At 63.5% G+C, this 14485-nt stretch carries 13 protein-coding genes; 3 read left to right on the top strand and 10 right to left on the bottom strand.

What is annotated here, in order from left to right; genetic code table 11:
• Positions 1-2: 2 nt before the first annotated feature.
• From FJW03_RS02385 to FJW03_RS02375, 3 genes are read left to right on the top strand one after another with little or no spacing between them, the layout of a single operon-like run.
• A complete protein-coding gene (locus FJW03_RS02385; protein ID WP_140760441.1) occupies positions 3-332 on the top strand; it encodes an L-rhamnose mutarotase in 330 nt (109 codons plus the stop codon).
• Complete coding sequence (locus FJW03_RS02380) at positions 325-1401, top strand: Gfo/Idh/MocA family protein (protein WP_140760439.1); 1077 nt, start codon at positions 325-327, stop codon at positions 1399-1401. Before FJW03_RS02385 ends, FJW03_RS02380 begins: the two co-directional genes overlap by 8 nt.
• Before the next feature lie 8 nt (positions 1402-1409).
• A complete protein-coding gene (locus FJW03_RS02375) occupies positions 1410-1856 on the top strand; it encodes a MaoC/PaaZ C-terminal domain-containing protein (RefSeq protein ID WP_140607435.1) in 447 nt (148 codons plus the stop codon).
• Between the two features lie 10 nt (positions 1857-1866).
• On the opposite strand, the gene FJW03_RS02370 is transcribed toward FJW03_RS02375, so the two are convergent.
• The 10 genes from FJW03_RS02370 to FJW03_RS02325 form a co-directional block, all read right to left on the bottom strand.
• The gene (locus FJW03_RS02370; RefSeq protein WP_140760437.1) at positions 1867-2664 is read right to left on the bottom strand and encodes an ABC transporter permease subunit; all 798 of its coding nucleotides are present in this window, start codon (positions 2662-2664) and stop codon (positions 1867-1869) included.
• 2 nt (positions 2665-2666) lie between these two features.
• Complete coding sequence (locus FJW03_RS02365) at positions 2667-3524, bottom strand: 2-aminoethylphosphonate ABC transporter permease subunit (RefSeq protein ID WP_140760435.1); 858 nt, start codon at positions 3522-3524, stop codon at positions 2667-2669.
• Positions 3517-4662 carry an ABC transporter ATP-binding protein gene (locus FJW03_RS02360; RefSeq protein ID WP_140760432.1) on the bottom strand — a complete coding sequence of 382 codons (1146 nt, stop codon included), beginning with the start codon at positions 4660-4662 and terminating at the stop codon, positions 3517-3519. The genes FJW03_RS02365 and FJW03_RS02360 overlap by 8 nt, the downstream gene beginning before the upstream one ends.
• A gap of 32 nt (positions 4663-4694) precedes the next feature.
• Positions 4695-5723: a 2-aminoethylphosphonate ABC transporter substrate-binding protein gene (locus FJW03_RS02355; RefSeq protein WP_140607439.1), complete on the bottom strand. Its 1029-nt coding sequence runs from the start codon at positions 5721-5723 to the stop codon at positions 4695-4697.
• A 266-nt stretch (positions 5724-5989) separates the two neighbouring features.
• Positions 5990-7000 carry an NAD(P)-dependent oxidoreductase gene (locus tag FJW03_RS02350; RefSeq protein ID WP_140760429.1) on the bottom strand — a complete coding sequence of 337 codons (1011 nt, stop codon included), beginning with the start codon at positions 6998-7000 and terminating at the stop codon, positions 5990-5992.
• A gap of 2 nt (positions 7001-7002) precedes the next feature.
• Positions 7003-8361, bottom strand: coding sequence for an aspartate aminotransferase family protein (locus FJW03_RS02345; RefSeq protein ID WP_140760427.1), 1359 nt, complete (start codon positions 8359-8361; stop codon positions 7003-7005).
• A 73-nt stretch (positions 8362-8434) separates the two neighbouring features.
• Entirely contained in the window at positions 8435-9892 is a 1458-nt protein-coding gene (gene phnY, locus FJW03_RS02340; RefSeq protein ID WP_140760425.1) for a phosphonoacetaldehyde dehydrogenase, read from the bottom strand.
• 236 nt (positions 9893-10128) lie between these two features.
• Complete coding sequence (gene phnA / locus FJW03_RS02335; protein WP_140760423.1) at positions 10129-11385, bottom strand: phosphonoacetate hydrolase; 1257 nt, start codon at positions 11383-11385, stop codon at positions 10129-10131.
• Positions 11386-11411: 26 nt separating this feature from the next.
• A complete protein-coding gene (locus FJW03_RS02330; protein ID WP_140760421.1) occupies positions 11412-12611 on the bottom strand; it encodes a 2-aminoethylphosphonate--pyruvate transaminase in 1200 nt (399 codons plus the stop codon).
• A 124-nt stretch (positions 12612-12735) separates the two neighbouring features.
• The gene (locus FJW03_RS02325) at positions 12736-14430 is read right to left on the bottom strand and encodes a Na/Pi cotransporter family protein (RefSeq protein ID WP_140760419.1); all 1695 of its coding nucleotides are present in this window, start codon (positions 14428-14430) and stop codon (positions 12736-12738) included.
• Between the last annotated feature and the right edge of the window lie 55 nt (positions 14431-14485).

Genomic DNA, 14485 nt, shown 5'->3' with positions numbered 1-14485 from the left:
ACATGCAGCGGATGGGAATGGTGCTCGGGCTGAAGCCCGAAAAGGTCGAGGAATATGTCCGCCTGCATGCCGCCGTCTGGCCTGACGTGCTGACCATGATCTCGGCCTGCAACATCAAGAATTACTCCATCTACCTCAAGCAGCCGGAGAACCTGCTGTTTTCCTATTTCGAATACCACGGCACCGACTACGCGGCCGACATGGCCAAGATGGCCGCCGACCCGAAGACGCAGGAATGGTGGGCGGTCTGCATGCCCTGCCAGGAGCCGTTGGCGACCCGCAAGGACGGAGAGTGGTGGGCCTCCATGGACAAGGTCTTCCATCATGACTGAAGGCGGTTTCGACCCTGCCTCACTCATCCAGTCCTGGCCCAAACCCTCAAAGCCCCGGCCGATCGTCACCTTCGGCGCGGGGTCGATCGTCGGTGACGCGCATTTTCCAGCCTACAGAAAGGCCGGATTCCCGGTCGCCGGACTTTACGATCCAGACCAGGCCAAGGCGCAAACCCTGGCCGAGACATGGGGGGTGACGGCGTTCCGCTCGGTGGACGAAGCCGCAGCCGTCACGGACGCGATCTTTGACCTGGCGACGCCGCCGGGACGGCACGCCGAGATCCTGAAGGCTCTGCCCGACAGGGCGGTGGCGCTGATCCAGAAGCCGATGGGCAACTATCTCGGCGAGGCAACCGAAATCCTCGAAATCTGCCGCGCCAAGGAACTGAAGGCGGCGGTCAATTTCCAGCTGCGCTTCGCGCCGATGATGCTGGCGCTCAAGGATGCCATCGCCAAGGGCTGGCTCGGCGGGGTCGTCGACTTCGACGCCTGGCTGGCGCTGGCGACACCCTGGCAGCTGTGGGAATTCCTGCTCAAGGCGCCGCGCGTCGAGATCGCCATGCATTCGATCCACTATCTCGACCTGATCCGGCAATTGCTCGGCGACCCCAAGGGAGTGCACGCCAAGACACTCGGCCATCCCAATCATAAGGTGGCGCAGACGCGGACCAGCGCCATTCTCGACTATGGCGACACGGTGCGCTGCGCGCTGTCGATCAACCACGATCACAAATTCGGCCGGCGGCACCAGGCCTGCGAGTTCCGCATCTGCGGCACCGAAGGTGCAGCCTATCTGAAGCTCGGCCTTAACCTCGATTATCCCGCCGGCGAGCCGGACACTCTCGAGATCTATGCGAAGGGCGGCACGGACTGGGTCGCGGTGCCACTGGCCGGCGAGTGGTTTCCCGACGCCTTCGTCGGGCGTATGGCCAATGTGCAGCGCTTTGCATCTGGTGAAGATGACACGTTGGTCAGTTCGGTCGAAGACGCCTGGAACACCATGGCGCTGGTGGAAGCCGCCTATAGATCAAGCGCGGCGCCAGCGACGCCAATCGCGGAAAGGCCGTAAAGCAGGATATGGAACAGATCACTTATTTCGAGGACTACGAGATCGGCTCTACGCGCCTCAGCACCGGCCGCACCATCACCGAGACTGACTTCGTCGTCCACGCCGGCCACACCGGCGATTTCTTCCCGCATCACATGGATGCCGAGTACATGAAGACGACGCCGTTCGGCCAGCGCATCGCGCATGGCACGCTGGTGTTTTCGGTCGGTATCGGGCTGACGGCTGGTGTCGTCAACCCCGTCGCCTTTTCCTATGGCTACGACCGGCTGCGTTTCATCAAGCCGGTGTTCATCGGCGACACGATCCGCACGCGCACCACGATCGCGGCCAAGCAGGACGACCCCAAGCGCCCGGATTCAGGCCGGGTGATCGAGCGCTGCGAAGTGATCAATCAGCGCGGCGAAGTGGTGCTGGCGGCCGACCACATTTACATCGTCGAGCGCAAGCCGGCCTGAGCCTCGGAATTTACGAGCCAGTGGCGCGCGCGGTGATGCGCTCGAGCCCAAGCAGCAGCACCAAGGTCGCCACCACCAGGATCATCGTCAGGGCCGCACCTGCAAATATATCGCCACGATCGGTGAGGCTGAAGATCGACACCGGCAGCGTCACCCAGCCCGGCGGATAGACCATGACGGTGGCGCCGAGTTCACCCATCGACAGCGCGAAGCTCAGGCCGAAAGCGGCGACCAGATAGGGGGCCAGCAAGGGCAGCGTGACATGCCAGAGCCGGTATGCGGGCCGCGCGCCGAGGCTTGACGCCACCTGTTCGAAATCGGGCGAAAGCCGTGCCAAACCGGCCGAGACGTTGCCGAAAGTGAAAGCCGAGATCAGCACGAAATGCGCGATCATCACGATCGCCACCGTGCCGTTGAGCAGAAGCGGCGGATGGCTGAACGCAACCAGCAGGCCAAGCCCGACGGATACCGAAGGCACCGCGCTGGGGATAAAGAACAACAGGCCAAGCAGCCGCTTCAAGGCATCGCCCTGAAGGCGAAGCGAAAGGGCCGCCCAGGTGCCGCTGACCAGCGCCAAGGCGCTGGCCAGGAAGCCGGTGATGAGGCTCGCCTTGACCGAATTCCAGGCCGCGCCCTTGACGACGTCGGCGTAGTGCTCCGTCGTCAAGCCATTGGGCAGCACGCCATTCCACTGGTCGGCAAGGCTGGACAAGAGGATGACCGCCAGCGGCGCCAGGAACAGCACACCGAAGATCAGCGCGAAGAGCACCCATAGAACAGCGCGACCGGAGCGCGACCAGACCAGCATGGCTAGACCCCCAACCGGCCGGCGGCGAAGCGGTAGAGGCCGAAAAGACCGAGCGACAGCGCAATGTTGATCACGGCGATGATGCAGGCGACCTGATAGGCCGATTCCTGGATCGCCTTGCCGTAGATCAGCAGCGGCAGCGTGATGACGCCCTTGGCGCCAATGAACAACACGATGCCGAATTCGTTGACGGTCAACAGCAGGCAGAGGCTGCCGCCGGCGATGAGCGCGGGCACCGCGGCCGGCAGGATGACCTGGCGCACGATGCGGAAAGGCCTCGCCCCAAGCACGCTTGCCGCTTCGATCTGGCCGCGGTCGACCAGGGAGAAGGCGGCGAGCAGCGGCCGCAGGATGAAGGGCGTGTAGACGGTGACTTCGGCCAGCACCACGCCCCAGGTCGAATAAAGGAAATCGACCGGCGGCAGCGGCAGCGAGAAGACCTCCATCAGCCCCGAATTGAGCATGCCGGCGGAGCCGTAAAGAAAGGTGAAGGCCAGCGTCACCAGGAAGGTTGGCAATGCGATGAAAGTGTCGATCAGTCGGGCGATGAAGCCGCTGCCGGGAAACGGCACGAAGGCCAGGATCAATGCCAGCACGAGCCCGACGATCAGGCATCCGGCCGTAGCGGCGACCGAGATCGTCACCGTGTTGATCAGCGCGTTGAGGAAGAAGCGCGAATGCAGGACACGGACGATCTCGGCGACGTTGGCGACACCGCTGTCGTCAAGGAAGGCCTGCCGGGCAATCAGCGCCAGCGGATAGAAGAACAGCAGCGCCAGCAGCGCCGCCGGCGGCACGATCCCGAATTTGCCGGGTTCTCTCCTGATCGCCGGCGCACGGATGGCGACAGCCTCAGACACCGGCGTCTTCCGGAAGCAGCGACGTGTCGGCAGGTGCGAAGAACAGCGGCACCCTTGCGCCGGGCTCCGGCAACGCCATGGGCAGTTTCGTTGCCGAGACGCGCACCGGCGTGCCCTCGACATCGAGCACGAGATGGGTCAGTTCGCCCTGCCAGTGCACTTCCCTGAGTGTGCCGACGATGCGATTGGTGTGCTCGCTGTCGGCCGTCAGGCTGAGATGCTGCGGTCTGATGCAGAGCAGGCTCTTGTCGCCGGCCTTCTCGTCACGACCGGCGCCGGTGAGCAGCGCATCGCCATGCCTTGCCTTGGCAAAGCCTTTCGACCCGACAGGTTCTTCAACCGTCACCGGCAGAAGGTTGGCGCGGCCGAGGAACTCGGCGGTAAAACGGTTTGGCGGACGACGGTAGAGTTCCGTCGTCGGTCCGTGCGAACAGACCCTGCCGTCGCGCATGATGGCGATCTTGTCGGCAAGCGTCAGCGCCTCGGTCTGGTCATGGGTGACGTAGAGGATCGTCAGGCCCGGCAGGCTGCGGTGCAGGCGGGCGATCTCCTCGACCATGTTGCGGCGGATCTGCGCGTCGAGCGCCGAGAGCGGTTCGTCGAGCAGGAGTACGCGCGGCCGCACCGCCAGTGCCCGTGCGATCGCCACACGCTGCTGCTGACCGCCCGAAAGCTCGCGCGGATAGCGCCTGGCAAAGGCCGACATGCCGACGGTGCCGAGCGCATCCTTGACCCGCTCGGCGATCAACACCTTGTCGGCGCCTTGTGCCCTGAGGCCGAAGGCAACATTGTCCTCGACCCGCATATGCGGAAACAGCGCGTAGTTCTGCACCACCATGCCGAGACCACGCTCGTAAGGCGGCAGGTCGGTGACGTCGGTGGCACCGATACGGATGCGGCCGCTTGCAGGCCGCACGAAACCGGCCACGGCCCGCAAGGCAGTTGTCTTGCCTGAGCCGGAAGGACCGATCATTGCCAGGATCTCGCCCGGTGCGATGTCCAGGGTCAGCGGATGCAGCACGACATGCGCGCCATAAGCGACGCTGACCCTGTCGAAGTGGACGTTGGAACCGGCGCCGCGAACCTTCGCGGCGTCGATATCCATGACACTGGTACCCGTGAAGGCGACGGCCGACATGGCGTTGTTCTCCCGACTGGTTCCCTTGGGGATCAACTTCCGGTCGCTTCGTTCCACTTCTTGACGTAGTCGGGAAGCTTGGCCAGCGCGTCATCCCAGTTCGGCGACCAGATGGTCAGGCCCTTCATCGCCTCCTGCAACTTGGCGAAATTGGCGTCGGACGGCTTCACGTCCTTGCGGGCGGGCATACCGATGGCAATCGAGCTTACGGTGGACTGGGCTTCCTTGGATAGCAGGAAGTCGATCAGCTTCTTGCCGTTGTCGGCGTTCGGCGCACCGGTGACCAGGCCGATTTCATAGGGCAGCGCGAAGGTGGAGCGGGTGCCGTCCGGACCAGCGGGCCAGAACACCTTGATGTTGGGATTGTCGGCCATCTGCGACATGTTCATCTGCAAATCGCCGTTGGCGACATGCAATTCGCCCTTGTTGACCAGCGCGGTCAGCTTGCCGGTGGAGGCGGACGGGCCGACATTGTTGTCCTGCAGTTTCTTCATGAAGGCGAAGCCAGCATCCTCGCCGCCGAAGGCGTGAATGATCTGCAGCATGACGGCGGTGCCGTCGCCGGCCTGGCCGGGAGTCGAATACTGGATCTTGCCCTTGAACTTCGGATCGAGCAGGTCGTTGTAGCTCTTCGGCGCTTCCGACAGCACGGCGCTGTTGTAGATGAAGTTCATATAGTTGTTGACCAGCGGCCGGTACTTGTCGGTGCCGCCGTCGATCTGGGATGCGGCCTCAGGCTTGTAATCCTGCAGCAGGCCATCTGCGGCCGCGCGCTGGATGAAGGGCGGCAAGGTCACCAGAACATCGGCCTGCGGGTTCGACTTCTCCTTGGCGACGCGCTCGACGACGCCGCCCGAACCTGCCTCGATATATTGTACGGTGATGCCGGTGGCCTTGGTGAAGGCGGCGAATTCGGTCTCGTACCAGCTGCCATTGCCGTCATGCAGGCCATCGGCGGAATAGATGGTGACGACGCCGTCGGCGAGTGCCGGTCCGACGAGAGCGGCCGACGCGAGCAATGCGGCAAAGGCCGCGACCATGGTTGCGTTTCGTGATTTCATGACCAGTTCCCCTTTATGATTGAAGGCACATTCTGCGATGCACTAGGACCAATCGGCTCGGTCTCTGACGGACGTTGAGCCGATTGGATGTCGTCGTTATGACAACTCTGAGGATTGGTGATCGATAAGTAAAATCTATTTATTTTATGACAGACAAACTTCCTCTGATATTTGTCATAGAACTGTCGCATCCATGTCGTGGACGCATTTTAGGGGCGCGGAATCGGCCCGAGGCAGGGGTCCTGAAAGTTAAAAGGTGATGGAAATCAGGAGAATAAAACGCCTGCCGTCTGCGCCCGCAGACGAGGATCGAACGAGCGGATGGTCACCGGACGCCCGTCGAGGATTTCGAAGCAGCGGGCGAGCGTGTCCTCTTCAAGCCGGCGCATCGCTTGCGCCGTGAAAAATGTGAGATGCGGAAAGAGGATCACATTGTCGCGACCGAACAATGCGCTCATCGGATGGCCGGACTTCGCCAAAGGCTCGACCGAATAGACGTCGAGCCCGGCGCCGGCTATGCGCCCGGCGAGGATCGCCTCGACGAGCGCCGCCTCATCGATCAGCGCGCCGCGAGAAACGTTGACGATGACGGCGGAAGTTTTCATGCAATCGAGTTCGGCCTTGCCGATCAGGCCACGCGTCTTGTCGTTCAGCACACAATGGATGGAAAGGAAGTCGCAGGCCCGTAGCATGGTGTGGAGATCGTCGGCCTTCTCGATGCCGGCAGCGTGCATCGTCGCTGCATCGACACCGGGATCGAAACCAAGAACCCGTGCGTGAAACCCTTGCCCGGCCATGCGCGCCATGCTGCGGCCGATCTTGCCGCAGCCGACCAGGCCCAGCGTGGCGCCGGAAATATCGCGCCCAAGCCAACGCTGCCCGGGCCAGACCCAGCCATCGCGCGACACCGCCGCCGTAATGGCCGGCAGCCGCTTGGCAAGCGCGATCATCAGCGCGAAGGCGCCTTCGGCGACGGTTTCCTCGGCATATTCGGGCACATTGACGACCGGGATGCCGCTCCGCATCGCGGCAGGGACGTCGATGGCATCGATGCCGACGCCATATTTGACGATGCCCTTCAATCTAGGAGCTGCCTCGATTACCGCAGCGGTTATCGGTGTGTAGCACATGAGCAGAAGGTCGGCGTCGGCGACCGCGCTGATGAGATCGGCTTCGGGAATGCCTTCGGGCAGCGTCACCAGTTCGACGCCCCTCCCCCGCAAGCCGGCATCGATGCCGGGGCATTCGAGTTCCTGGTCGGTGCGCACGGCTTTCATGGTCAGGCCGCCAGCACCGCGGCCTCGACGATATCGAGCGCGCGATCGAGATCGGCTTTCGAGATGACCAGCGGCGGCGAGAGCGTCAGCACATTGCCCTGGCTGATTTTGAAGCTCAGCCCTTGCTCCAGGCACGTGTAGAAGACGCGTTCCGCAAGTTCACGTGCCGGCTGGCGCGTGGCTCGGTCCTGGACGAGTTCGACGCCGCCCATCAGCCCCCTGCCCCTGACGTCGCCGACATGAGGCGAGCGCGCCATCAGATCCTGCATGCGTCCGAGCATGTGCCGACCGAGTTCGGCCGAGCGCTCGACTAGCCCTTCTTCCAGGATAATGTCGATTGTCGTCAGCGCGGCGCGCGTCGTCACCGGGTTCTTCTCGTGGGTATAGTGGCCAATGGCAAAGCCGCCCGTGACATCGAGGTCGCGGCGGGCAATGACGGCGGCGATCGGCAAGATGCCGCCGCCGAGCGATTTGCCGAGAACGACGATGTCGGGCGTCACGCCATCATGGTCGTGGGCGAAGAATTTTCCCGTCTTGCCGAGCCCGGTCGGGATCTCGTCGAAGATCAGCAGCGTGCCGTGCCGGTCGCAGGCCTCGCGCACCCGCTTCCAGAAACCAGGCGGCGGCGGGTTTGGCGTCGCCCGCATCGGCTCGGCGACGACCGCCGCCACGTCCTGCTCGCGGCCGAGCACGTAGGCGATCATGTTGGCGCAAGCGAGCCCGGATGCTTCCAGTGAATCGTGGCCGTAGGGGCAGCGATAGCCGTCCCAGGGCGCGACATGCTCGGTGCCGGTCATCATCGGGCCGGCGATATGGGAACGGAAGGTCGCCTCGCCGCCGACGCTGGCGGCGCCGAAGCCAGCGCCATGGAAGGCGTCCCAGAACGACACCGTCTTGAAGCGGCCAGTCGCGGCTCGTGCGATCTTCAGCGCCACCTCGATTGCATCCGAGCCGCCCGTGGTGAACAGCACCTTGCCGAGGTCGCCGGGTGCAAGTGCCGCCAATTTCTCGGCCAGTTCGACCGCGGGCTCGCAAGTGAAGCGGCGCGGCGCAAAGCAGAGCTCGTCGAGCTGCTTCTTGATTGCCGCCACCAGCCTGGGATGGCCGTAACCAAGGTGATGCACGCTGTTGCCGTGGAAATCCATCAAGCGCCGGCCGGCGATGTCCTCGATCCAGATGCCTTCCGCCTTGGCGATCGTCGACAGGCAGGGACTGGACAGGCTCTGGTGCATGAAAGCGGCCGCGTCGCGGTCGAGCAGGCCGCGGATACGCGGATCATCCTGGCCGGCGTCCCAGCGGCCGCGCGCCGCCGTGGTGTTGGAATCGCCCTCGGTATGCACAAGCTCAGATATTGGGGCCATAACCCTCTCCGAAACGCGAATGAGGGAGCGCGAAACGCCCCCTCGATTTGTCCTGCCAGCCAGTGTGGTCCGGTCAGGACCAGGGCAGCGAAAACGTCTTTACATTGGTATAGCTCTTCATCGCCTCGATGACGCCTTCCTTGTAGCCATTGCCCGAATCCTTGATACCGCCAAATGGCGACATCTCGATGCGGTAACCCGGCACTTCCCAGATGTTGACCGTGCCGACCTGCAGGCCGGCGATGTACCTCTGCATGCGGGGAAAGGAATTGGTGCAGACGCCCGACGACAGGCCGAAGGCGGTTGAGTTGGACAACGCGATCAGCGCCTCGTCATCGTCCGGCGCGCGCACGATGGGGATGATCGGCCCGAAGGTCTCTTCCATCACCAGTTCGGATGTGTGCGGCACACGATCGACGACGATCGGCGGCAGCAGCGCACCCTGGCGGCCGGGGTTGTAGAGGATTTCCGCGCCCTGCTCGGCGGCCATGTGAACGCGGGCTTCGAACAAAGCCGCCGCCTTCTCGTGCACAACGGTGCCGAGATCGGTCGCGCGATCCATCGGATCGCCGAAGCGGATCTTCTTCGCTCGCTCCAGCACCATCGGCACCAAACGGTCAGCGACGCTTTCCTGGACGAGGATGCGCTTGACCGCCGTGCAGCGCTGGCCGGAGTTCTTGGTTGCACCCGCGACGGCGAGATCGGCGGCCTTGGCCAGATCGTCGTCGGAGAGATCGTTGAGGATGATCAGGGGATCGTTGCCGCCGAGTTCCAGCACCTGGCGCTTGTAGCCGGCGGTGCGGGCGATCATCTTGCCGACCGGCACACCGCCAGTAAATGTGATCAGGTCGATGTTCTCGTTGGTGATCATTTCGTTGCCGATGTCGGCCGGCCAGCCGGTCACCACCGAGAGCATTTCCGGCGGCAGGCCGGCTTCGTAGAGGATGTCGGCGAGCAGCAGCGCCGTCATCGGCGTCAGTTCGGTCGGTTTCACCACCACGCAATTGTTGGTGGCGATCGCCGGTGCCACCTTGTGCGAGACCATGTTGAGCGGATGGTTGAACGGCGTGATCGCCGAGATCGCCTTCAGCGGCTCACGCGTGGTGAAAATCTTGCGTGCCTTGCCATGCGGTGTGAGATCGCAGGAGAAGATCTGGCCGTCGTCCTGGATGCACATCTGCGCCGACAGCGTGAACACGTCATAGGCGCGGCCGACTTCATAGAGCGAGTCGGTCTTGGAGATGCCGAGTTCCAGCGTGATGAGATCGGAGATTTCCTCCTTGCGCGATGCCAGCGCTTCGGCGGTACGGAACAGGATCTGCTGGCGCTCGTAACGCGTCAGTTTCGATTTGTAGCCAGCCGCGATTTCGAAGGCCTGGCGGGCGTGTTCGGCGCCACCGGCCGGCACAGTGCCGATGACAGCGTTGGTATAAGGGTAGTGGACGGGAACGACGCCGTCGGCATCGACCTTGCGCCCCGCGATGCGCATCGGTTCATGGCGCACCTTGATGGAAGTTTCGAGTTTGGTCATGGGCTCTGCTCCAGCAGATTTTTGGGTGCGTTGGGGCACAGGGTCGACCCCCACTCCGGCCCTCCGGGCCACCTCTCCCCCGATCGACGGGGGAGAGGAAGTTTGGCAACGTCAGCGCCCCATTGTTTCTCAACCAAAGCGCGGCGGGATCGGCTTGGCGCCTTTCCTCTCCCCCGTCGATCGGGGGAGAGGTGCCGAGCGAAGCGAGGCGGAGTGGGGGTCGACATTGGCTCAGCCTACGCCGAGGCCGCCGCCATGGTGGCGTAGTAGAAGGCGTCGAAATTGCGCAAGGTTGGCTCATTCGGCAGGTCCGGCAGCACGCGGTTGACGATGAACGGCACTTCCTGCTCGGTCAGCCCGCCATGCGAGCGCAGCGGTTCGTTGAGGGCCGCGAGATCATGCCGGTGTTCGCTGGTGCCAATGGTCTTGTTCTCGGTCGAGATCAGCACGATGTCGCCGATGCGGTCGGCCGGCAGTTCGAAACGTTCGCAGGCCGTCGGGCTGTCGACGACCAGCATGATGCCGTCGACCTTGGCCAGACGCGCCATGATGTCGGCCTGGTCCGCGCCATCAGGCAGATAGGCGGTGGCGAAGGAGCCGAGCGCGCCGTGGTGCACGACATAGGGATCAGTGATCGGCAGGATCACGCGGGCGGCGTCCTTTCCCAGCCATTCGTCGAGCAGGTCCTGGACATAGACGACGTCGGGCGAGCCGTCCGCCTTGTGCTTGGGCTTCATGCCATGGTCGGCGGTGACGACGATCGCCGCGCCCAGCGCATCGAGTTCGGTCAGGTACTTGTCGAACATCTCGTAGAAGGCGTTGGCCTGTGGCACGCCGGGCGCATATTTGTGCTGCACGTAGTCGGTGGTGGTCAGGTACATGATGTCAGGGCGGAATTCCTTCAGCAGTTGGACGCCTGCGGCGAAGACGAATTCCGACAGCTCAGCTGAATAGACTTCCGGCACCGGGAGGCCGAAGTGCTTCGAGGCGTTGTCGATGCCGTGCTCGGCCTTGGTGGTGGTGTCGGACTTTTCCGCCGAGAAGCACAGCGCACGGCCTTCGTCGAAAGCCAGCCCCTTGCCGAGCAGCGCGCGCAATTTGTCCTTGGCGGTCACCACGGCAACCTTGGCGCCGGCGTCGTAGAAGGCCTGGAAGATGGTCGGCGCGCGCAGGAAGCGCGGGTCGTTCATCATCACTTCCTTGCCGGTCTCACGCTCGTAGAGATAGTTGCCGCAGATGCCATGCACCGACGGCGGCCGGCCGGTGGCGATCGAGAGATTGTTGGGGTTGGTGAAGCTCGGGATGACCGAGTGCGCCATGAGCACCGTGCCCTTCTGCTTGATCCTGACCAAAGCCGGCATCAGCCCGGCATGAATAGCCTCGTCGAGATAGGCCGGCTCGCAGCCATCGAGACAAATGGCGATGGCGGGCACGCGCGGCCAGGCGTAGGTGCGGCCGTTGACGGCGACGTTAACGGGAGACATCTGGTTCATCGAAAATCCCTTGAAATCCTGCCGCTTCAGGCGGCGAGTTTGGCACGCTCGGCGATTGCCGCGGCGGGTGGAGCGGCGGTGTCGACGCCCATTTCCTTCAGTGACTCCGCCGCTGTCTCGACGACGCGGCGCATGACATGTTCGTCCATCTGGCCGATGCAGCCGACGCGGAAGGAATCCACGACCGTCAGCTTACCCGGATAGATGATGAAGCCCTTGTCCTTCATCAGCTCGTAGAAGCGATCAAAGGCGAAGTTGGCATGGGCCGGATTGAAGAAGGTGACGATGATCGGCGACAGCCAACGGTCTTTCAGCAAGGTCTCGAAACCGAGTTCGCGCATGCCGGCCACCATGACGTCGCGGTTCCTGGTGTAGCGGGCGCCACGGCCGGCGACGCCGCCTTCGGCTTCGTGCTGGCGCAGCGCTTCGAGGAAAGCGGCGACGACATGCGTCGGCGGCGTGTAGCGCCACTGGCCGGTCTTGTTCATATGTGCCCATTGTGCGTGGACGTCGAGCGACAGCGAATGGCTGCGGCCCTTGGCGGCCTCAAGTTCGCTTTTGCGGGCGATGATGAAGCCGAAGCCTGGCACACCCTCGATGCATTTGTTGGCGGAGGAAACCATCGCCTCGTAGCGGATCTCGTTGACGTCGAGCGCGACCGCGCCGAAGGCGCTCATGGAATCGACCAGCAGCTTGCGGCCCTTGGCTTGGACGGCCTCGGCAATCTCGGCGACCGGATTGAGGATGCCCGAGCTGGTTTCGCAATGGATGGCGATTACATGCGTGATGGCGGGGTCGGCTTCAAGGGCTGCCGCTACCTCGTCGCCGCGCGGCGGCAGATAGTCGCCCTTGTCGATCAGCGTATAGGCACGACCGAGATACTGCATGGTCTGCGCGGCGCGCAGGCCGTAGGCGCCGTTGGCCAGCACCAGAACCTTGCCGTCTTTCGGCACGAACGAGCCCAGCATCGCCTCGACGCAGAAGGAGCCGCTGCCCTGCATCGGCACGCAATCGAATTCGCCTTTCGCGTCACCGGTCAGCGCCAGCAGGCGGCGGCGCATGTCTGATGTCATGGCGCGGAAGTCGCCGTCCCACGATCCCCAGTCGCGCAGCATGGCCTGCTTGACCGAATAGGCCGTGGTGAGCGGGCCCGGGGTCAAGAGATAGGGCTCGCCCAGCGCCGGCATGGCCAGCGGCTCCGCGGCAAATTTCGTCTCGGCGAGCATGGGTGTCCTCCGACAGGTCGCTGCTTTTTGATGCGGCCTTACTCTCGGCCGGAATGACATATTTGTAAAATCGTTATTTTGTATCGAAGTATCGATTTCCACGATGGTAGAATTGCCATCTCTGTCAGGCTGGCACGGGCGCCATTGCGTCCGCGGCGCGCGTGGCCAGCCGGCTTTCAAGCAGATCGCCGCTTTGCGTCAGCAGGGGATAGGCGACCGACGCCATCAGCGAGTTGATTTCCTTCAGCGCCCTGACCGCCTCCAGATGAATGTCGCTGGTGTCGATGCTCTGCGGCATTCCCGATTGCAGGCGCTTGAGGTGACGATCATGGCTCATGCGTTCCAGCTTGCGCATACGCTCCTTCTCGACCACGAGTTGCCGCGCCGAATCGAGGTCGCCCGATACCAACACGTTGAGCGCAAGCTGCATGTTGGCCATGACACGGCTGTGAAGCCCGCCCAGTTCGCCCCAGCCGTCGCGTGAAAAGCGCAGATTCTTGTCCCGCAATTCCCCGGCAAGCACGAGCAGGTTCTTGGCGACGATATCGCCGGCCCGTTCGAGATTGATGGCGAAATCGGTGAGTTCGATGCCGCGGCGGGCCTCGGCCGCGGTCATGCTGCCGCGATTGACCTCGGCAATGTAGAGCTTGATGTCGGTGTGGGCGCGGTTGACCTCGTCATCGAGCTTGCGCGCCTGACGGATCTGATCGGCAGTGCCGGCGTCGAAGAAATCCATCACCGGACCCAGCATCACCTCGACGACTTCACCCATGCGCAGCAACTCGCGGGTCGCGCTGGCCAGCGCAAGACGGGGTGTCCGCATGACGCTGCGATCGAGCGCGCTGGCGCGACGCGACATCAGATCAGTACTGTCCTTTGCCGGCGGCTTGTCGCCGACCAGCAAGGTCACCAGCCTTTCCACCAGGCCAGCGAAGGGCAGGCAGCAGATGACCAGAGCCAGATTGAAGGCGAGATGCAGGTTGACCAGTTGCCGGCCTTCTGTCGCACCGAAAAGATGTGTCGGGAACGCCATTTCCTGAAGGGCGAACAGGGCGGCGAGCGCGGCCGTGCCGCGGAAGATCAGATTGCCAAGGGGGATGCGGCGCGCCTCGACGGGCTCGCCGCGCGTCAGCCACACCGCGATCAGCGCACCGCCGCAATTGGCGCCGAGGATGAAGAACAGACCGACCTCGACAGGCAAGACGCCTTGCGCGGCGAGCGTGACGAACAGCAGGATCGCCGCCACGCTGGAATGGATCAGCCACGTGAACAGGGCGGCGGCGGCAAAGGCCGTGAAATAGTCCGCGCGCAAATAGGAAATCACCAAGGGCAGCAGCGTGCTCTGGCGCATCGGCGCGGTCGCCTCGCCGATCATGTGCAGCGACAACAGAACGAACGCTATGCCCATCAGGATGCGCCCACCTTGCTTGATGCCGCGCGCCTCGAACATCAGGAACATCGCGCCGCCGATCAGGATCAGCGCGGGTACGAGCCAGCTCAAGTCGAACGAGAGCACCTGCACGACCAAGGCGGAGCCAAGATCGGCGCCAAGCAGGATTGCCAGCCCGGCCGAAACCGAAACCATACCGCTTGCGGCAAAGCCAGCTGCCAGCATGGCGACGGCCGTGGAACTTTGCAGCAGGACGGCAAGCACGGTGCCGACCCCCGCCGATTTGATCCGCGCACCGCGAGCCTGTCTCAGGGCATCGCGCAATGCAGGCCCGCAGGCCAGCTCGACGCCGGTGCGCACCATGCGCACGGCCCAGAGCAGCAGTATGACGGCACCCGCCAGATGCAGCAGGATGAGGGAAAATTGCATGGCTACGCCTCCGGAATGTCCGTGGCCGGCAGAGACGTCGACCTTTACTCAGGCT

The organism is Mesorhizobium sp. B4-1-4, from assembly GCF_006439395.2.
Lineage (GTDB): Bacteria > Pseudomonadota > Alphaproteobacteria > Rhizobiales > Rhizobiaceae > Mesorhizobium.
This window is presented reverse-complemented; position numbering and strand designations above follow the sequence as displayed.